This window comes from Paenibacillus oryziterrae (assembly GCF_042610485.1).
Classification (GTDB): domain Bacteria; phylum Bacillota; class Bacilli; order Paenibacillales; family Paenibacillaceae; genus Paenibacillus_AQ.
The window spans coordinates 61,375-82,165 of sequence record NZ_JBGJZO010000008.1; the positions used below are offsets into that span (position 1 = coordinate 61,375).

Sequence of the window (20,791 nt, forward strand, 5' to 3'; positions counted from 1 at the left end):
GCTGAAACACCGGAAACCGATTTTAGACACACAAGGGGGTACTTGAAACTATGCAGTACGATCGAAACAAAGGGAGAGGATCCAAGCTAAAACATATTACTCGAAATCCTTTCCTATATGCGATGGCCGTGCCGGGCCTGTTGTTCTTCCTCGTATTCAGTTATCTTCCCATCTACGGGATCACGATTGCGTTCAAGGACTATGACTTCTCTAAAGGGATTACGGGAAGTAAATGGGTCGGCTTCAAAAACTTCGATTATTTCTTCACCTCGGACGACTTTTGGACCGTCCTGCGCAACACATTGGTGTTGAACGCGCTGTTTATCTTCTTTACGACAGTCGCCGCCGTGCTTATCGCGCTGATGTTCAATGAAATTCGCAACAAGTATTTTAAAAGAATTTCGCAGTCGCTCATCTTTCTGCCCTATTTCATGTCCTGGATCGTGGTAGGGATGATTGTTCAGTCGATGTTCGGCGGGGAAGAGCCGATGATCAACACTTGGCTGCAAAATATCGGTATGGAGCCGGTCAACTGGATGTTCGAGTCGAAGCTTTGGCCCGCCATCCTTACCGTGATTCGGGTATGGCAGGGGGCGGGGTATCTCTCGATTATTTTCCTGGCGGCGATTACCGGCATTTCCGAGGATTTATATGAGGCGGCCCGAATCGACGGAGCGTCCAAGCTGCAGATTATGTTCCGCATCACACTGCCGCTGCTGGTGCCAACCATCATGATTATGACGCTGCTCGCCGTAGGCCGGATCTTCAACGGGGATTTTGCGATGATCTATGCCATTATCGGTGACAACTCCCTGCTGTATCCAACAACCGACGTCATCGATACCTTCGTGTTCCGCTCGATGAGACAATTGCACGATTTCGGGATGTCATCGGCGGTTGGGCTGTTCCAATCGGTGATGGGCCTGATTTTCGTAATCATCGCCAACGGGGTTACTCGCAAGGTATCTAAAGAATCCGCATTATTTTAGGAGGCAAAACGATGAGACAGAGTGTTCCGGACCGGATTTTTACGGTGTCCGCTTATACGATCATTCTAATGTTCACCTTGTTCTGTCTGTTCCCCTTTCTACTAATGGTTATCGGTTCTTTTACCGATGAGGGCGAACTGATCGCGCATGGGTACACGTTATTCCCGCAAAAGTTTTCCTTGGCCGCATACGAGGCAGTGTTGCAATCAAAGGTGCTGTTCAACGGTTATACCGTGACAATTTTGGTTACCGCTGTAGGCTCGGTAAGCGCGTTGTGCATTTCGGCCATGCTGGCCTACTCTTTGGCTAACAAACGGAATGTCCTGCAGACGCCTTTTCTGCTCTTCTGCTACTTGCCCATGCTGTTCTCGGGAGGCATTATTCCGTTCTATATCGTAGTCAGCCAGTGGCTGCATTTACAAAATACCGTCTGGGTGCTTATTCTTACAATGTTGTGCCAACCCTTTCTCGTATTTTTGCTGGTCAGCTTCTTCCGCACCGTTCCCGAGGAATTGGAGGAAGCTGCCCGGATCGACGGGGCGAACGAAGTGAGAATTTTCTTCCAAATTATACTGCCGATCTCGAAGCCGATCCTGGCTTCCGTCGGTCTGTTCTACGCCCTGAACTATTGGAATGACTGGTTTATGGGACTCATGTTTGTGGATAATGAAAAATTGTTCCCGCTGCAGTTGATTCTGCGCCGGATGGTATCCAACATGGAGGCCGCCAAAAACCTGATTCCATCGGGCGCGGCCATCGCGGTCACGCCGCCGACTTACGGCGTGCGTATGGCGACGACCGTTCTGACGATCGGCCCAATCATCCTGCTGTACCCGATGCTGCAGAAATATTTTGTTAAGGGCCTCACGGTAGGGGCCGTGAAAGGATAACCGAAGATTCCGGCGTTAACCGGATTCTTCCGGTTAAGCATAGATGCATGATTCATATTTAAAGGGAGGTTACCAAAGTGAAATTAAAAAAAATGTTTGGCACGGCCATGGCTACGGTACTGGCTTCAACGCTGCTGCTGGCTGGTTGCGGAGGCAACAACGACAATGCAGGCAATGGAGGAAATGCGGAACCTGGCAGCACGAATTCGGGTACCAACTCCGCTTCAAACGCTCCGAAGGAAATTGTGGAATTAAAGGCCTATCTTCCGGGAGATAAACCGTCCGGTTTCGATGAGGTGCTGAAGGCCGTCAATGAAAAATTAAAAACGGACAACGTCGGCGCTTCGCTGAACATCAACTTCCTTCCGTGGTCGGATTACGGCAACACGGTAGCGGTCAAAATGTCCGCCGGAGAGGATTTCGATATGTATCTGGATGCACCATGGCTGTCCATGAACCAGATGATCGCCAGCAATTCGCTCCAGGAGCTGGACGCCATGGTGGCTGAGCGGCCGGAGCTGAAAGCGTCGATTCCCGATGAAATGTGGGAGTACAACAAATTCGGCGGTAAAATTATGGGCATTCCGCTTGGTACAACGCAAGGACCAGTGTATGGCCTGATGATCCGCAAGGATTTGCGCGAAAAATACGGATTGCCTGAGCTGAAAACGCTTGCCGATCTGGAGAAGTTTTTCTATACGATCAAGGAAAATGAAAGGGATATCAACCCGTTTGTCATCAATGGACTCAAAGCGGATAAACTGCCGTTTATCCTGAGCGAATCGGTCAATATGGCCGAGGATGCCGTGCTCGAAATCGGCATCAACATGTTTGCCTACTCCACCAAAGACAAGAAAGTCGTAGGGCAATGGGAAAGTCCGACCGTTGCGGACGGTTATGAACGCGTCACCAAGTACTATAAAGACGGGATTTTGTCCAAAAATATCGCCCAGGAGCAAAATGCCGAAACGCTGTTTAAGCAGGGCAAATACGCCGCCACTTATTATACGGCAGACGGCGTGGAAGGGCTGAAATATGCGGAAATGCTGAAGGACAGCAGCGATAAGCTTGAGGTATTCGTACCGAACGGCGATAAGGCGAAACCGTATACAGCTTTCCAACAGTGGAATTTCCTTTGCATTCCCGCCTCCTCGAAGCATGCCGATCTGGCTATGGATGTAGCCAACTGGCTGTCGATCAAAGAAAACCACGATTTGATGGAATACGGTATCCAAGGGAAGGATTGGGAACCGGTCGGAGATACAAGTTATAAGGTACTTTCGAGCTATGTCTTCCCGGGCTATACGCTGACATGGCGTCCGACGTTGAACCGCACGCCAGATACGATGATGCCGGACGACAAAAAGTGGTTTGACTTCTCCGCCGACCCGGCCAACTTTACGCTAAGCCCGACGGCAGGTTTCACCTTCAACGCCGAAAAGGTCAAAACCGAATATGCCAAAATCACACCGTTCCACGACTCCATTTTCCTGCCGCTTAGCCAGGGTGTGCTGTCTGCGGATAAAGGCAAAGCGATGCTGGAAGATAAAATCATGGGCGTGGGCGGTCAAAAAGTCATCGATGAAATCCAGGCGCAAATCGGCGCCGTTGCATCCGGTAAATAACACTCCATATTCAGAGAGGAAAGAGGTACTTTATCTATGAATGTTATACGCTGCGCGCAAAATCCCGTGATCCGGACGGAGGATGTTAAGCCCTCGCGCCCTGATTTTAAAGTGCTGGGAGCGTTTAATGCCGGTGTTGCGGAATATCGTGACGAAACGGTTCTGCTGCTTCGCGTTGCGGAAGCGCCGGTTTCGGACCGGGTGGGCGAAGTGCTCGTCCCCCGGTTGAATGAAACGGGCACCGGGGTGATCGTGGAACGTTATGCGGATACCGATCCGCGTTACGATTTCTCCGATTCACGCTTTGTGGCGGCGGACGGACAGCTGGTCATGCTGACGTCCCTCTCCCATCTTCGAGTCGCGCGAAGCAAGGACGGCGTTCATTTCGACATCGATCCGCAGCCTGCGCTGTTTCCAGAGAATGCCCTGGAAGCTTGGGGAATTGAAGATCCGCGCGTAACCCAAATCGGAGATACGTATTACATCACCTACAGTTCCGCATCCGTTCGCGGCGTTGGCGCGGGTCTGGCGGAAACGAAAGACTTCCGCACATTCAAACGGCACGGGCTTATGCTGGCTCCCGAGAATAAAGACGTTATGCTGTTCCCGGAAAAAATAGGCGGCAAATACTATGCCCTGCACCGTCCGGTTCCGAAATCGTTTGGCGCTCCCGAGATGTGGATCGCCGAATCGCCTGATCTATTGCATTGGGGCAACCACCGCTTTCTGATGGGTCTCAGCGAGCAAGGCTGGGATTCGGCGAGAATGGGCGGCGGCGCGGTTCCGATCCGCACGGAGCGCGGCTGGCTGGCGCTGTACCACGGGGCGGATACCAAACATCGTTATTGTATGGGGGCGGTGCTGCTTGATCTGGAAGATCCAGGAAAAGTAATCGCGCGATCGACACGCCCGTTTATGGAACCGGAAGCGGAATATGAGATAAACGGATTTTTCGGTGGCGTCGTGTTCTCGTGCGGCGCGCTCTTAATCGGAAATACCATCCGCATGTATTATGGAGCGGCGGATGAAGTGATGGCGGTTGCGGATATTCCGCTGGACGACATCTTTAGCACGCTATCATAAGATCGTTATATTACTACGGTAACGCCTGGCCGAATGGCACCGCCCGTAGGCCGTGGCTGAACAGGTGCGGCGGAGCAAGAGCTGCGCATAAACCATGGAAAAGTTGACCGACTCGTACTATGTCGAACATGACTGTCACACAGAAATAAAGAACAGAAACCCGCTTCTGTAAACTGAAGCGGGTTTCTTGTGTCCTATGGGTCAGCTGCTGCTTCTCCGGCGATGCAGCCCCCGGAGCAAATGCTCTGCCGCACCGCGGATATCGTCTGCTCCCGCAATCGCCGAAATGACGGAGACCCCGTCCGCACCGGCGGCCATAACAGGTTCGGCATTGGCGGAGGTAATGCCCCCGATGCCAACCAGAGGGATACGGAGGCCGCTGCGGCGGAGCTCCTGAATTAGCGAGGTTCCCTGAACAGGCCGGGCGTCATCCTTGGAGGAGGTAGGGTAGATTGGACCGATTCCCAAATAGTCAGCCCCGTCGTATATGGCCTGCCTGGCTTCTTCAAGGGTGTGAGCCGATACACCGACGATTTTACCGGGACCGAGCTGCCGCCGTACGATGGCTGCGGGTGCATCCTCCTGGCCGATATGTACACCGTCCGCGTCCAGAGTAATCGCCAGATCAATATCGTCGTTCACGATGAAGGGAATGCCGTGAGAGCGGCAAAGATCGCGCAGTTCGGCTGCCAGAGCAGACCGGGCCGCCCCCCTCAAGGCTCCGGACCCTTTTTCCCGGAACTGGAATAGGGTAATGCCGCCGTATATGGCTTCGATTAGTGTCTCGACGGGCGGACGCACGCAGTTGGGGGTTCCCATAATGAAGTAGAGCTTCAACTGTTTCCGCAGCGTTTCAGTATCCCAAACGATTCCCATACCCGCTCTATTCCCCTTGGAGTTATTCATCGATTGCACCTCTCCTCCGCCGTCCGTAGGCGAAATGATTTGTTGGCCCATGACCGGCGCCGAGTCCGAGTCCGTCTTCAACCGCGGCCTGAATGAAAGCCTTCGCAAGCTGCGCTGCCTCCTTGACGGTCAGTCCCTGCGCTAGTCCTGCGGCAAGAGCGGCAGAATAGGTGCAGCCGGTGCCGTGCGTATGCCGGGTCTCGACTCGTGTCCCGCTCATATACGTAAACTCGCTGCCGTCATATAGGATATCAACAATCTCATCCCCGCTGTAGTCATGCCCGCCTTTCATAACCACATAGCGGGCACCCATGCCGATCATCATTTTGGCTGCTGCTTCCCGCCGGGCTAGGCTATCTATGGTTATTCCCGTAATGATCTCCGCTTCCGGGATATTTGGCGTGACAACAAGTGTTAGAGGCAGCAGGAAGGTAACCAGTGAATCAACAGCCTCCTGCTGAAGCAGTGGGGATCCGCCTTTGGCGACCATGACAGGATCGACAACCAGGTTGCTCCAACCGAATTTACGTATCTTACCCGATACCGTGCGGATGATTTCTGCGCTGAACAGCATTCCGGTCTTGACGGCAGCGGGCGGCAGATCGCTACCTACTGACTCCAGCTGCGCCGCAACAGCTTCCGGCGGCAGGGGGAAGACACCTTGTACTCCGAGTGTGTTCTGGGCGGTAACGGCAGTCAGCGCGGACATGCCGTATACGCCAAGCTCTTGGAACGTTTTAAGGTCGGCTTGGATACCTGCACCGCCTCCGCTGTCTGAGCCGGCAATCGTTAATGCAGTACTAATGGGCAGAGTGTGGCTCATGTTCAATATTTGCTCCTTTCTTAGTGACCCGGCTGAAGGGTCACGGGTGCTGATTTGGTCAGATTCTGCTGATCCGCGCACGTTCTGTATATTCTTCCGGCGTTACAAGGGCAAGCTGGTTCAGGAATTCAATCTGAAAGCTTCCCGGTCCTTTGCCTTCCGTCAGACCTGCGGCGATTTCCGCAGCCACTCCGTAGAAGGATATGGCTTCGGCCGCTGCTTCAAGGGGATTATCCTTGCCGACAGCCAGAAAAGCGCCAAGCACTGCGCTGAGCAGGCATCCTGTTCCGGTAACCCGGGTCAGAATGGCATCTCCGCTTGAGGAGACATAGGTAACCTCCCCGTCCGTAATGATGTCCTCCTTGCCCGTAAGGGCAACAATGCAGCCGAGCTTGACCGCTGATTTCCGCGCGATTTCAACAACGTCGCCGCTGCCTTCTCCGGCATCGACGCCTTTGCCTGACCAATGCTCTCCGGCAATATGAGCCACTTCGGCGGCATTGCCGCGCAGCGCGGTGAGGCGCATTTCGCCGAGTAGCTCCCGCGTGACTTCGTTCCGGTAAGCCGTGGCACCGGCGCCGACCGGATCGAATACAACTGGCACACCGTGCCGGTTGGCTGCTTCCCCGGCCAGTTTCATGGACGCAATCAAGGATTCGTTCAGTGTGCCGATGTTAAGCACAACGGCCCCGGCCATCGCAGCGACATCCTTCACCTCTTCACGGGCATCCGCCATAAAAGGGGATGCTCCTAACGCCAGCAGCCCGTTGGCACTAAAGTTGGCAACAACAATATTAGTGATGTTGTGGATCAGGGGGTTCTGCAGACGTACTTTGGACAGATAAGACATGATAATTCCTCCTTAGTTATAAGTTCGATTGACTCACAGATTCACAAAAGCATCTTCTGCTGCAACATCACTGTCCAGCAGTCCGTTATCACTCAGCCACTGCCGCACATTCTTCCAGGATTCAGGGTCCTGGTGTCCGAAAGGTTCGCTGCCTGCATCCATTAACGGAAGCAGAATATCGAGGCTCCGCTTCTCGACGCCGCTGTCGAGCGGTGAGGTTTCATTCTCATGCTGAAGCAGGATCTCAAGCGCTTCCTCTGGATGCTCCTTAACATACTCCTGCCCCTGGGCGGCCGCAGTCATGAACTTCCTGAAGTCTGAGCCGGACGAAGATATTCCGTCCTCGCTTGCCGCCAGCACAAGCTCGTAATAATTAGGCACGCCATAGTCTGAAGGGGCGAGCGTCCGGACGAGGTGGCCTTCCTTCTCCAGCAGCAGAGCTTCATGGTTGATGAAGCCGCCCATGATACCGTCCGTTTGGCCGGTAGCCAACGCCGGAATAAGATCATAACCTACATCAACAAGCTTGACCTTGTCCGGGTCGCCGCCGTCATTCTTAACCATTGCCCGCACGATGGCATCATAAAGCGGGATTGAAGAATACCCGATATCGCTACCCTCTAATTGGCGGGGGCGTTCGATGTCCGAGTCTTCGGGAACCATCAGGTGAGTCAGGGGATGGCGGACGATGGCGGCTAATGCTTTAACGGGAACGCCCTCAGCTCTAGCCATCAGCACCTGCGGCTGGTAGCTGAGCGCCAGATCCACCCTGCCTGCAGCGGCGAGCCTTAGTGCATCGTTTGTATCAGCAGGCATTACAAATTCCACGTCAAGTCCCTGTGCAGCAAAATAACCGTTCGCCTCTGCGGTATACAGGAAGGTATGGACGGCGTTAGGATACCAGTCCAGCATCAAGGTAAGCTTGCGGAGCGGCTGCTTTCCGGAGCTTGTGCCATTGTCCGGGGCGGAGACGGTACTTAATGCGCCGCTGCCGCATCCTGCAACGAGCAGGGACAGACATAGGATGATAACGGGTACAAGCCTTCTTACTGCATAGCGGTGAATTGCCTTATTACCGTATAGTCCGGTATTTTGGAGCATCGACCTCATCTGGAATGACCTCTTTTCTTTACAATCATTTTCTCCATTCCCGCCATCAGCAGGAATAGGACAAGTCCGAGCACCGAGAGCATCAGGATGGATGCGAACATCTCTGCGCTCTGAAGATTTCCGGCCATGCGCCGGCTGAAATAACCAAGTCCGCGGCTGCCCCCAAGCCATTCTCCGAGGGTAGCCCCGATGACGCAGTAGACAATGCACAGCTTGAGCCCGGAGAAATAAGAAGGCAGGGCAAGGGGGACTCCGATTTTGAGCAGCAGCTGCCTTGGGGAAGCACCCATGGTCAGCAGCAGCTCGCGGTACATGCCCCCTCCTGTGCGGAGCCCGTCATACGTCCCGACCACCACCGGGAAAAAAGCAGTAAGCAGCACTACAGCAACCTTGCTCCACAAGGAATAGCCGAACCACATAATAAATACGGGGGAAAGTGCGATCAGCGGGATGGTCTGGCTGATGACGACGAAAGGATAGACGGCTTTCTCCAACACCCGTGACAGATGCATCCCTGTTCCAAGCAGTGTGCCAAGCAGTACGGATAGCAGAAATCCGGTCATGACCTCCAGAAGCGTTGCCGGAAGATGGACGCTGAGCAGCAGGTCCAGATTGCGGACCAGAGCGTTAAAGATGCTGCCTGGAGAAGGCAGAATATAAGAAGCAACCCAACCAGCCTTTGACGCGGCTTCCCAGCCAGCCAGCAATATGAGCAAAAGGACGAGGAAAGGAAGGTATTGCCGTAAAGCTGTTTTAACGATCTGCTTCATGAAGCCTCTCCTCCAGTTGCTTCCTAAGCGCCGTGAACCGGGGCTCGTATCTCATAGCATCGCTGCGTGGCCGGGGCAGGCCGGTGTTCACTTCGGTCAGGCCTTGTCCCGGGCTCCTGCCCATTAAATAAATACGGTCGCTGAGCAGGAGTGCCTCTTCAAGATCATGGGTGATGAAGAGAACGGTCCTGCCGAGACTGCTCCATAACCGCAGCAGCCACTTCTGCATTTCCCGCTTTGTGATGGCATCGAGCGCCCCGAAAGGCTCATCCAGCAGCATGAGCTCCCCGCCGGACAAGACGGTCCGCAGAAAAGCCGCCCGTTGCCGCATACCTCCCGATAGTTCATGTGGATACGCAGATTCGCACCCGGACAAGCCGAATTCCTCCAGCAAGGCTCGGATTTCACGGATTTTGTCCTCTTTGCGGCCGCTGCTGTTGAGTTCCCACGGCAGCAGGCAGTTGCCGAGAATCGTCCGCCAAGGCAGCAGGAGATCCTGCTGCGGCATCAGGGAGACATGGCCTAGCCGTCCGCTTTCACAACCTGTAATCCGGATGTTTCCGCCGGAGGGTTCAAGCAGGCCTGCGATCAGTCTGAAGAGAGTAGTTTTGCCGCAGCCGCTCGGGCCTACCAGCGAGATGAATTCTCCCCGTGCCGCCGTGAGGGAAACCCCGGGAATTACAGGATTCTCAGGTAGGCCGGGGTAATGATAGACCACATGTTCCAGTGTCAAAAGATTCGTTATGTATGATCCCTCCTGTAAACGAACAAAGGACCCGCCCATTTCCGGAAGGAAATGAACGGGTCCGATTCATAAGGGTATCCCGAAATGTAGATGCGGGGAGTACGCCAGATCGAAGTTTCCGTTCCACTTCCCTCCGCCGGTATGATCCGGATCAGGTTCAAAGGGTCCGGATGCGTAAGCTTCCGTCTCAGCCGTGAGGCCCCCCTAGTGGTTAAAAAGGTCTTTATTCGATTCGTATTGCTCATTAATATAACACAAGTGATATTTTTGTAAAGGTGAAGCATGACTTTTTATGATCACAACTTCAGGCTTAAGCTCCCGACGAGTCCACTACGAACACAGGCACGTAGAATTCGCCTTCGTCCGTTAAGATATATTCATATCCGCCCTGAAACTGGCCAGGTAACCCGGAGTTCCCGCCAACTTCAACGTTGCCCCATAGCGAAATATAACGCCCATCCACATTAATAAAAGGCTTACCGTTGTAATCCAGGCTAATATCCCCTTGAATCATGACGTTCTCATACATATGCTGCTCTAGTTCGGCAGCTGTAACCAGCGGGTATTCCAGCACAGTCTCGGTGAACTGATATACACCGTCGAACTCGCGGTAAATGGCTGTCTGCCCATCAACACCGTCTCCAAGATCTGCATTGTGCACGATAATTGAGCCATCATCCTGAAGCTCATAGCTGTCACCACTGAAGGAGAACAAAACAGATATTCCTTCGGGCTTCACCGTGTAGGCGGCAAATGATGTTCTTCCGTCCTCAAGGTCAGTCTCTGTGAGAATAGCGGGTACACCTAGGGAATTTCCCAAGCTGCTGTCAAAATCGATTCTGCTTAAGTTCTCTGCGCCAGCTACAGAATCCCCGTTGATTGTTACCGTCGTACCGTCATCCTTTATGGCTGCATAAACCAAACGTCCGCTGCTGTCTATTCCGGCAGCATATATCTGGTAGCCGTAACGGTTCGAACCGGAAATAACATGGGTGTACCTGCCTTGTTCTTCGCCCCCGGGCAGCAGGCGCACCGGCTCTGCCTTATTCCAGGCTAGCGTAACTTCAGCTACTTCATCTGAGGTATCTGAAAGGGGCGCAAGCTCGCCATAGCGTTTGATCGCCTCCGCATATTTACCGGCCCGGGCCAGCTTTTTAGCGCTGTTGAGCAGTCTGGTTATGCTTTTATTAATATAGGACAGAACGCTGGAGGAAGCCTGATCCGCGTTCGCTGCGAAGTTCCGGAAAGCCAGCGCGTGCTCGGCGAAAGCGGTGATGTTCTCCCCCTCGACATCCTTGCCGAGGATCGCTCTGCTGCTTGCTTCACTTTGTTTCAGCACCCATGGCGCTTTATAATCATGACCTTTATACCCGTTAACCATTAGAAGCGCGCTGTCCAGAAGAGACTGGAACCGCCCCGCCCCCGCAAGAGCAGCTAATTTCTTAGTGTCATGGGACTCGAACCGTTTCTTAAGTTGCTGTTCTTTGGTTTCATCTCCGCCATAGTAGTCTCCCGGAATAAGCAGCAGATTCCACTTGAAGCTGTCATCTGTGGTGTCAATGTTGCTCATGCTGGTCTCCAATTCAGCATAGTAATCATTAATAAACTGCCGGAAATAGGAAGTCATCTGATCGGAGAGGCCTGAAACGGCGGATAACTGGCGATAATAGGATTGATAAGGACTGCTAGATTGCATATATTTCGATTTTAGAGCCAGGAGATCTTTATAGCTCTTTATGAGTCCGGTTAAATCCTTTGTTGCCGCCTGATCGCTTGTGGAGCGGACCAGTGTTGCCAGGGTGCTCCGGATGTCTGTGATCGGAGCAAGCTTGCTGAGGTACTCGGAAATCTCGTTCTCTTTATAGTAAATGGATGAGTTATCTGCCGCTTTCCGGTAGAGTTCCTCTGCGGCGATCAGATCCCCGGATGCGTACAGCCGCGCGGCTTCATTAACCGTTTTTATTTTGTCTGCGATCAGAAAAGACTTCTCGCCCAGCAGCACGATTACGAATATACACAGAATAATCATAATATTCTGCGGGTTTATCAGCTGTTTGATCGTCATATGTAGTGGACCTCTTTCATCTTAAAATTCCGGGTCCCAGCGATAGCTGTTCTCAACCACTTGCGCCACGGCCTGATCGAGTCCATTCCAAGGCTCAGCCGGATGAGCCGAGATCATTCTGGATAACCGGAGGATACGGTCACGCGGCAGCTCCTCTAGGTATCTCGCGATAAAAGTGGAGTACAGCAGGGCGTACCGTTTCATACGTACAGCTGCTCCGGCTACACCCGCCAGAATGTTGCCGCCTTTTTCCAAGCGCAATATTTGAGTTTCATACTTCTGTACATAACGGATTGTACGGTCCTTGATTAAATCCGGACGGACCTTAGCCATTTCACCGATGTATTCGGCCAGCAGAGGCTCGAAATCCTTCAGCAGTAATTGCTCCATCTCAAGGTCCATATCCCGGCGCAGCAGGAAACCGTGCAGCAGAGCCACGCGCTGGCGGGCAATACGGTCTCCGCGCAGGAGGATAGACAGCTCACGCAGCTTCTCATAAGCCAGCACATCATTTTCGCGAAGCACGGAAACAGCCTCTTGTCGGTTAAGCTCAAGCCCTTCCTTAACGATTCCGATGTTCTGGCCGAGCAGCACGTCAAGGGTATGCAGGTTCTCGGCAGAACGCACCTTGCGCTGCGTATAGTACAAGAGAACCATCAACAGCAGCCCTCCGGCAGCGCAAAGTGCCATCTGGGTGAACGTATTGCCGAAGTAGACGGAGATCAGTGTCAAAAGAAGAACCAAGAGGAGCCGTGTCCCCATCTTTCGGCCCGCAATTGAAGCGGCCCGCTGCTCAACCGGAGACAATGAGGCCCGCCCGCATTTCAGACATCTTTCTTCCGAAAGGCCGGTATATCTTGCGCAGTGGCGGCAAATGCGCAGCTTGTCAAAGGCATACCGGGGAGCCTTGAAGGGGCGCAGGGTTACAGGTTTCTTCTTATTCATGGGCGTTTCTCGCCTCCATTCAGAGCAGCCAGCAGTCTCTCGTCAATGTCTTCGCGGTTAAGCGGTTTACGCAGGCGAGAGGTGTACATGTGAATTTGAATAACAGTATAAAGGAACGTAATCCCTAGGATAACGTATGAAATCATGGCAGCGTCCTTTCCAGGTCCTAAAGTTGAAGTTTACAAGGTTTAATTATATCATAATGGCATACTATTGACAGATTTTAGAACCCTTATCCAGCTTGCCATATGTGCCAACTAAAACACAAGAGGAGCCATCTTTATGCTTCATAAACATCAAGTTAAATCATTCTTCAAACCGGGGATCAGCCGAATGTTGCCGGCGTTATTTCTGGCAATCTGTCTGTTAACCGGACCTTTTGCAGCCATGCCTGCTTATGCTGCTGCACCGGCACCTTCACACATCGATGCTGTGCTTTTGCTGGATACCAGTAACTCTATGAATAAGAGCGACAAGAACAGCATTGCAGGTGAAGCTATGAAAATGTTCATAGATATGCTGTCCACGCAAGGAGATAAGGTAGGTATTGTTGCCTACACGGACAAGGTCCAGCGGGAGAAAGCGCTGCTGCAGATTAACTCGGCGGGGGACAAACAGGACCTGAAGGATTTCATCGACGGACTCGACCGTGGACCATACACGGATATAGCGGTTGGGATGGAAGAAGCGGTAAAGGTGCTGCAGAACGGCAGTGATCCTTCCCACGAACCGATGATCGTCATGCTGGCAGACGGTAATAACGACCTCGATGAAGCATCCGGCAGAACGCAGAGCCAGTCGGACCAGGAGCTTAAGGATGCGGTGGAAACCGCGAAAAAGAACGGGTATCCCGTATACACCATCGGCCTGAACGCCGACGGCAAGCTCAATAAAGAGATTCTGGCTGATATTTCAGACCAGACTGGCGGTAAAGCCTTCTCCACGGATACAGCCGATGATTTGCCGGAGATTCTGAGTGAGATTTTTGCCAGCCATCTCAAGCTCAAGATCGTGCCTGTCCAGTCCATAACAGCAAACGGCAACTTTCAGGACGTGACTGTAAATGTGCCGAATGCCAGTGTACTGGAGGCTAATATATCGATTATGTCGTCACAGCCGGTAACGGTGAAGCTGACGGATCCGTCAGGAAATAGCGTAGCCATTCCTTCGGACGATGTACTGTTGTCCAAATCCAAAACCTACAGCCTGATCAAGCTGTTGTCGCCCGCGCAAGGGGACTGGAAGCTTCAGGTGAAGGGTGTCGCCAAGGATAAAATTGATATCAACCTGGTATTCAACTACGATATGGAGCTGAAAATCGATCCGCTGTCCTCCTCTACCTACAAAAAAGGAGACAAGATTGATATCACATCCCACTTGTTCAGCAACGGGACTCAGGTCACTCTCAGCAACATGTATCAAAATATGAATGCGGTCCTGATCGCCACGGACACTGATACCGGACTTGCCGAAGAAATTCCAATGGACAATACGGGAGATGTGTTCAAAGGAACCTTTGAGGTGAAGGACAGCCATAATTATGAACTCAAGGTCCGGGCAGAGGAGAAAAGCTTCTACCGCGAGAGCGATACGGTGAAGATTAATGCGGGGGGCGGAGCTGCAGGGACCGGAACCACTGGAACTAGTACTCCTGCCGTAAATGAGGAGCCTGCTGCTGAAGAAGGAACTTCAAATCTCCTATACTTCATCATCGGCGGTGTGCTGCTGCTCTTGGCGGCTGGAACTGCTTTATGGCTGTGGATGAAAAAAACAAGCCGCGGCTTTGTAGGCCAGATGGTGATTGAGGTGCGCGACGAGAATACCGGTGAGAAGACCTATCCGCAGTATAAGAAGCTGAACGGTTTTAAAGGGAAGTTCACGCTGCATCAGCTACTGCAGCTGGCGCCGGAGTTGAAAGAAACGGAGAAGCTGGTCTTCACTCCGGGTAAGAACGACCGAGTGCTGGTACGAAGCGGAGAAGGTTTGACAGTAGAGAAATCGGGACGCAATACGGATGCCTCACGCGGCCTGGAACTTAAGAACGGCGACCGGATCTCAGTGTCGCTACACAGTGTAGATAAGACGATTCTGATTGAATATCTGATTTAGTGGCGTATGCTTTCGAAGCCAGTTTTGTTATGAGGTCTATACTTCGAAGCTATGCTCCACAAAACTTTTAGGAGGAAAACGATGAAACCGGTAGTGAGAGAGCATATTCAGCAACTTGATGTATCCCTGGGCGGAGGTATCGTCAGCGACAAGATCAGGGTGGACACCATTGATAATCCGATGCTGATCATCGGACTTGGGGGAACAGGGATTGACGCGCTGCTGCGTCTGAAATATCAGATCAACCGCCGCTTTAAGCTGCCTGAGGATCCATTGTCCAAGAAGAAACGGGATAAACCGGACAATGTGGAGTTTCTGGCGTTTGAGACGAACGAGCAGGATCGCGGCAAAAAATACAAGGGCATCGGCCTCGACCCGCAGAATGAATTTGTGCTGCTGGCCAATGCCGAGATTGGCGGACTGCTGCAGAACCGCAGCATCCTAGAGCCTTATATTACCGAATGGCTGTCACCCGAGCTGAGCATCACTGACGGTATGAACGGGGCTGCCGGGGTACGGCAGGCCGGAAGATTGCTGCTGTTCACGAAGATTAACCAGGTTGTGGCTGCCATTGACAAGAAGATCAAGACGCTTTCTGTCGGCACCAGCAAGAAGCTGATGGTATTCCTGCTGACAGGTCTCTCGGGAGGTACCGGAAGTGGTGCATTCCTCGATATCGCGTATATCGTACGCGGCATTATTGAGCGTGATTACGGTTCCGCGGGGATCGACCGCGTCAATACGCTTGGATATCTGTTCACTCCGGATGTGAATCTGGCGAATAAAAGCCTTAGCGAGCACACCCGTGAATATATCCGCAAGAACGGCTACGCCGCGCTGAAAGAGCTGGATTACTGGATGAACGTGGACAGCCGGGGCGAGCGGTTCCGCCAGCAGTACGGCAATATTTTGACGGTGAATTCGCCGCTTCCGCCATTTAATCTGTGCCATCTGATCTCTGCGACGAATACAGAAGGTAAGTTGCTGGAGAATGCCTACGACTACTGTATGAATGTGACAGCGGAGAACATCACGAACTTCATGGCGAGCGAGGAGAAACAGTCGGGCGAGGAATTCGCTATTCATGACTATATCAGTAATATCCGTACGAACATTGCCCAGATGAACAAGACGTATCCCGCTAATTATGAATACAACATTATCGGGGCTTCCTCGGCGGTGCTGCCAATAGAGGAAATGACGACTTATCTGGCTTACCGTTTGTTCCAAAAGATGGAGAATATGTTCCATCAGGCTCCGGGACAAGAAGAAGTGGAGAAATTCGCCCGCAGACTCGGCATTGATCTAGACAGCATGATTAAGACGTTCGAGGCCCGTGTACCGGAGCCGCTGCCGGGATATGAGAACAGTGAGCGTCTAAGCCACGCCAATGTCATCAAGAACCAGGTCGTCAGCATGGATACGGAGCTGGAGCAGAATTTCTTAGCCCGTGCGCGCGAGGAATATATCAAATCCAAAAAGCAGCTTCCCGGCGAAATTGTCGGACGTTTCGGGGAAGAGCTGGAGCGGATCTTCCTGCATCCGGAGCAGGGACCATTCTATGTGTCACGCCTCTTGTATACCGAGAAAGGCTTCTGCATTCTGAAGCTGATTCTCTCTTATATCGAGGCTCTTCGTGAGAGCCTGTTGCGCCTGCCGCGCGATATTGAGACTGCGCGTGATAGCGCAGAGGAGAAGCTGGGAGATGCGCGGAGCGCTTTTGTCTCCAAGGAGAAGAAGAAGAACGCTTATATTGAAGCTAAAATCAATGAATATTGGCTGCATGCCGATGTTGAGCGCACGGAGCGCATGATTGAATTCTACGAGGATCTGTATGAGCTGCTGAATGAAGAGAACAGCCGCATTTATGGCGTGTTCACGGAGATATTAAGCGCGCTTAGCTCCATTTTCGCCAAGAACGGGGATATCCTGATTAACGGTGAAGAGCAGACCGACCATAAAGGTAACACGACATACTACTGGAATATCGTCAATGTTCCGGATATCTCCGCGACCATTTCGAAGCTGATGGACCAGAAGGACGGCGATGATCTGATCCGTGATTTCACCCGTGAAATGCTGAACCATTCGGGGCGCTGGGTCAGAGAGCAGGAAATTGATGTCGTCCGTTCGATTTCCGAATTCCTGAGCGACAAGTTCGGTGACCTGATCACCCGCTCCATGGAAGATTTCCTCATTATGAAATACGGCAGTGAGGAACCGCTCGACAAGTTCGTGGAACGCATTATCGCCGGGAAGCTGGATGAACAGGCCGTACCGACCTTCCATCTGAGCAACAGCTCCGGCAGCCTGCACTTCCCGTCCTGGGGCTTCGTCTCGGTGCCGGTGAAAGCACCGGGCATCCTGAAGGGGATCCGTAACTATCAGAATAATGCGCTGGGTAAATCGCAGTTTACGATTAAGGAGAGCGAAGTTAAGAACCGGATCTTCTGGCTGAATACACGCAATGGTGTACCGCTCTTCGTATATACACCGCTTCGGGTGTTTGAGGAGAATTACGAGCGTACCATTCTCGACAAAGAAGGCATCGGCCGCCATCTGGTGATGACAGACAAGGAGAACTGGACGTACCTGCCTTCTCCGATTCCGGAGAAATCATGGGGAGATACGTATAGCAACAACCGTGTCCGTGAGTATAATTCACGGGTTCGCGCAGATTTCGCCAAAGCACTGGAGCTTGGTGTGATTAAGGAAAAAGGTGTGGATGAGAACACGAGCAGCCGGTATTTGGTGGTGTTCACCAAACCGCTGGACATCGATTCTTTCCTGCGTAGCTATGATCTGCAGCTTCAGTCAGGCCGCCCGAATATGGGCGAAGTGAAGAAAGCGGCCGATGAATTGAATCATCTGCGTGATCGTGGCCTGGAACGCGAGGGCGTCAAGGACATCTTCGGCAGTATTAATAAGGACCTGGCGCAGGAGAATCTGATCCGTTCACCACAGCTCATTGCCCGCGTACGTGAGGAACTGGCGAAATATGCCGCGCTTGCCGCGAAGGCTGCAGAGCTGGAATCACTGCTTCATCAGCATCTGGACGAAGAGAAGTGGATGGATCAATTTATTGAAGCACTTTACACGGACAGCATCGTTAAGAAAGGCGCTTTGTATGTCTATGACCGTGATGAAGAAGAAGAGGATTGGGAGCCATTCGCCAACTTAATGAAGGAACGCAGCTATGTGGAATACGCCGTATATCGTCATTTCCGCGGACTGGATGAGAAGAGCCGCAGTGTGCTGCTGCGCAAGGCGGCGCGCCGTGCGGGTGAGATGACCGCAGCGGAAGATGTGACTCCTCTGCTCTATAAGCTGGAAGGCCTGTATGTAAGCTTCCTTGAAGCGCATGACAGTCTTGAATACGAACGGGTGGAGCATGCCGACGGGGATGAGATGTATGCCTTCTATAAGAATATGACCGGCAAGCTCAGCAGCATCCGCAGAAAGCTGAAGTAAGGGCATGAGCAATGTAACGGCATTAACCTATGCAGAACAATATGCCGCGCGGGAAGAGGCACAACAGCACAAAGGAGACGGACGCAGCAGCATCCATTATCCTGCCCTTTTCCTGTTCGTCGGTGATAAGGCGGGTCCGGCGATCCGCCCTGTGCTGGACAGCTGTGAACGCAAATGGGATAACGCAGGTGGTGTGATGGCGCTGCATGTGGTATCTGATGGTGGCAGCGGAGTCGGCAGCTCCATAGACGGGGCTTACTCCGGCAGTGCAGGGCATGAGCGTGTACTTACTGTAAAGCTACCGGGTACGTCCGGCCTCGACCAGCGCACGGTACGGCGCGATATTTACCGTGAGTTTTATGATAACCAATCCTTTCTAGCCGAGATGAACCGGACGCTGCGGCGGATAAGCAACAGCATCGCGGATTACGGAAGGCTGTATTCCTCCTTTGACGTGATTCATTTGTCAGTCATCACGCGGGTCGATGACCCGCTTAATGTATTCCTGCCAGAGATTACCCTGCTGGCCCGCGCGGTTCTGGGGCAATCCTTCAAGTCGGTGCAGACCGACATGTATGCCCTGATTCAGGAGCGAGAGCAGGGTGACAACTTCGGATATTCCAGCTCGGTGGGACTTGCGTTCCTGCGCGAGCTGGAGCATATGCAGTCGGCCGAATACAGGTTCAATGCCCCTCTATTAGTTACTGAGGAGGGATTCTCGATTTCGGTATCTCACGGCCCGTCACCGCTATTCGATCTGGTCTATCTGTTATCTGATAAAAATGAACGCGGAATGCTGTCACCCGGGGGGATGAGCGACAATTACGAGATCATCTCCCACATCAGCCTGCTGAAGAACAGGGTGCGTCCTACTTCGGATCAGGCTGCAGGAGGCGGCTACAACAATATGACCTTTAAGAGCGGAATTCGGGGCAGTACCGGACGCCAAGGTTATGCTTCTGCCGGGTTCTCCAGTGTGCGGCGGCCGAACCGGCAGATTGCGCTGGCTGTTCTATACCATGCCTTCCGGCGTATTACGTCAGACATGCGTGAAGCAGATTCATTGAATATGAGGGAACGGCAAACTCTGCTTATGCTGGACCCGGAAACCTTGCGGGAACAAGCCCGGGAACTGCTCCCAGATGAAGCGGGAATCGCTGAAATGACAGGGCTGATGAGCCATGGACACCCTTCCTATCACGAATTGCGAGGAATGTCGCTGCGTGAGGCGGAGGAGCAGCTCTTCGGTGACGGAGGCGAGAACTATTTCCGCAATAACTTTACTGCGGTGTCCGGCAAACGGCTCCAAGATTTCCATCCGCTGCAGGAGTGGAGAGTACGGCTTGACGGCGGGAACGGTTCGCCGCCTGGGGTATCGTTCTACCAGCTTTCGAAATGGACGTCTGAGCGGGATGAAGGCGGTGGAAGTGTCCTCGTTCAGCTTAGGCAGCAAATGGCAAGCCTGCGCGCTGTCATCGGTGAGGTGGAGGGTGAACTTGCAGCGCTGTATGCAGAAAGCGTGGAGCAGCAGCCGTTTAAGCGGGTGCCGCTACTGGACAAACGCACGGTGCGCAATTTCATCCAGTACCTGTTTACAACCGTTTACGGTAAAAAATATGAGCTCCAGCGTCTGGAGAATGAGCTTTCTCTTTGTCTTCGCCTGGAGTCTGCGCTGGAACAGCTTCATGAGGAGAGCTCAAGTAAGGTAAGACAGATGGACGCGCTTGAGGAAGAACTTCGGGTAACCCTGCTGGAAAGTCTCGGCCATGCCGGTGATGAACTTGGCCAGAATATTATGGAATATTACCGTATGGTTACTGAAGAAGTGATGAGAGGGATAGAGGCCGGAAGGGGCCCGGACATCTTTTTCAGCGAGCGGTTTATGGGGAATCTGTCCGTACTTCTGGATAAAGGTCCTCATGCTGTAGTGGAACGATTAATCGATATCTGCCAGCGGGAGCTGCTTAAAGCTGAGCCTTTTGAGTTATCTTTCGAAGAGGAATTACTGCGGAGGGCCAATGTTGCGGCAGCTTATGACAATCGGCAGGTGTTATCACGGGAAGAGTTGTTTAAGCGGCTCTACCGCAGCCTCGAGGAAGGGGCGACCATCAATGTAAGGCTGTTCGAATATACGCAGGAGCACCGCCACGAGGAGAAATATTTCTTTGGTGACAGTACCTCCGAATTTCTGCGTTACGCCTACGGTGTGGACGAGACAACACGGATTTACCGGCTGGGATTTGTGCATGAAGAGCGGCGGAGCGGGGTGGAGAAGCTGAACCTGATGGGCGGCTTCCACCTGGAGGATCTGCTGTATTACCGCAACGGCAAGGTCTATTACGAAACCTATGTGCAGAACGGTTATGAACTTCATGGAGTGAGTCAGGAGCAGCTTCCCGGCCTTCACTAA

15 protein-coding genes and 1 riboswitch are annotated in these 20,791 nt (G+C 52.7%); of the genes, 7 read left to right on the forward strand and 8 right to left on the reverse strand.

The window, feature by feature from the left end; translation table 11 throughout:
• The first annotated feature begins 50 nt into the window (after positions 1 to 50).
• The 4 genes from ACAN55_RS11100 (at position 51) to ACAN55_RS11115 (ending at position 4,587) form a co-directional block, all read left to right on the forward strand.
• Entirely contained in the window at positions 51 to 989 is a 939-nt protein-coding gene (locus ACAN55_RS11100; RefSeq protein ID WP_379132111.1) for an ABC transporter permease, read from the forward strand.
• A gap of 11 nt (positions 990 to 1,000) precedes the next feature.
• Positions 1,001 to 1,879, forward strand: a complete 879-nt coding sequence (locus ACAN55_RS11105; RefSeq protein WP_379132113.1) for a carbohydrate ABC transporter permease — start codon at positions 1,001 to 1,003, stop codon at positions 1,877 to 1,879.
• Positions 1,880 to 1,956: 77 nt separating this feature from the next.
• Positions 1,957 to 3,504, forward strand: a complete 1,548-nt coding sequence (locus ACAN55_RS11110; RefSeq protein WP_379132116.1) for a DUF3502 domain-containing protein — start codon at positions 1,957 to 1,959, stop codon at positions 3,502 to 3,504.
• Between the two features lie 36 nt (positions 3,505 to 3,540).
• On the forward strand, positions 3,541 to 4,587 hold the full coding sequence (locus tag ACAN55_RS11115; protein ID WP_379132119.1) for a glycoside hydrolase family 130 protein: 1,047 nt from the start codon (positions 3,541 to 3,543) through the stop codon (positions 4,585 to 4,587).
• Between the two features lie 201 nt (positions 4,588 to 4,788).
• Here the strand turns inward: ACAN55_RS11115 and thiE are convergent, their stop codons facing one another.
• From thiE to ACAN55_RS11155, 8 genes are all read right to left on the reverse strand, one after another.
• A complete protein-coding gene (gene thiE / locus ACAN55_RS11120) occupies positions 4,789 to 5,493 on the reverse strand; it encodes a thiamine phosphate synthase (RefSeq protein WP_379132121.1) in 705 nt (234 codons plus the stop codon).
• Complete coding sequence (thiD, locus tag ACAN55_RS11125) at positions 5,486 to 6,316, reverse strand: bifunctional hydroxymethylpyrimidine kinase/phosphomethylpyrimidine kinase (protein ID WP_379132124.1); 831 nt, start codon at positions 6,314 to 6,316, stop codon at positions 5,486 to 5,488. Before thiD ends, thiE begins: the two co-directional genes overlap by 8 nt.
• A 58-nt stretch (positions 6,317 to 6,374) precedes the next feature.
• The gene (gene thiM / locus ACAN55_RS11130; RefSeq protein WP_379132127.1) at positions 6,375 to 7,166 is read right to left on the reverse strand and encodes a hydroxyethylthiazole kinase; all 792 of its coding nucleotides are present in this window, start codon (positions 7,164 to 7,166) and stop codon (positions 6,375 to 6,377) included.
• A 33-nt stretch (positions 7,167 to 7,199) separates the two neighbouring features.
• Positions 7,200 to 8,276, reverse strand: coding sequence for an ABC transporter substrate-binding protein (locus tag ACAN55_RS11135; protein WP_379132130.1), 1,077 nt, complete (start codon positions 8,274 to 8,276; stop codon positions 7,200 to 7,202).
• Positions 8,273 to 9,046 carry an ABC transporter permease gene (locus tag ACAN55_RS11140; RefSeq protein WP_379132132.1) on the reverse strand — a complete coding sequence of 258 codons (774 nt, stop codon included), beginning with the start codon at positions 9,044 to 9,046 and terminating at the stop codon, positions 8,273 to 8,275. The genes ACAN55_RS11135 and ACAN55_RS11140 overlap by 4 nt, the downstream gene beginning before the upstream one ends.
• The gene (locus ACAN55_RS11145) at positions 9,030 to 9,779 is read right to left on the reverse strand and encodes an ABC transporter ATP-binding protein (RefSeq protein WP_379132135.1); all 750 of its coding nucleotides are present in this window, start codon (positions 9,777 to 9,779) and stop codon (positions 9,030 to 9,032) included. The genes ACAN55_RS11140 and ACAN55_RS11145 overlap by 17 nt, the downstream gene beginning before the upstream one ends.
• A 123-nt stretch (positions 9,780 to 9,902) precedes the next feature.
• Positions 9,903 to 10,007, reverse strand: a riboswitch (TPP riboswitch).
• Between the two features lie 94 nt (positions 10,008 to 10,101).
• Positions 10,102 to 11,856 carry a hypothetical protein gene (locus tag ACAN55_RS11150; RefSeq protein ID WP_379132138.1) on the reverse strand — a complete coding sequence of 585 codons (1,755 nt, stop codon included), beginning with the start codon at positions 11,854 to 11,856 and terminating at the stop codon, positions 10,102 to 10,104.
• Positions 11,857 to 11,877: 21 nt separating this feature from the next.
• Positions 11,878 to 12,801 carry a hypothetical protein gene (locus ACAN55_RS11155; RefSeq protein WP_379132141.1) on the reverse strand — a complete coding sequence of 308 codons (924 nt, stop codon included), beginning with the start codon at positions 12,799 to 12,801 and terminating at the stop codon, positions 11,878 to 11,880.
• A gap of 333 nt (positions 12,802 to 13,134) precedes the next feature.
• On the opposite strand from ACAN55_RS11155, the gene ACAN55_RS11160 reads away from it, so the two are divergent.
• The 3 genes from ACAN55_RS11160 to ACAN55_RS11170 all read left to right on the forward strand — a co-directional run bounded on the left by ACAN55_RS11160 (position 13,135) and on the right by ACAN55_RS11170 (position 20,791).
• On the forward strand, positions 13,135 to 14,910 hold the full coding sequence (locus ACAN55_RS11160) for a vWA domain-containing protein (RefSeq protein ID WP_379132415.1): 1,776 nt from the start codon (positions 13,135 to 13,137) through the stop codon (positions 14,908 to 14,910).
• Between the two features lie 81 nt (positions 14,911 to 14,991).
• Positions 14,992 to 18,381 (forward strand): tubulin-like doman-containing protein, encoded by a 3,390-nt coding sequence (locus ACAN55_RS11165; protein ID WP_379132144.1) that lies wholly within the window; start codon positions 14,992 to 14,994, stop codon positions 18,379 to 18,381.
• 4 nt (positions 18,382 to 18,385) lie between these two features.
• A complete protein-coding gene (locus ACAN55_RS11170) occupies positions 18,386 to 20,791 on the forward strand; it encodes a transcription initiation factor TFIID (protein ID WP_379132147.1) in 2,406 nt (801 codons plus the stop codon).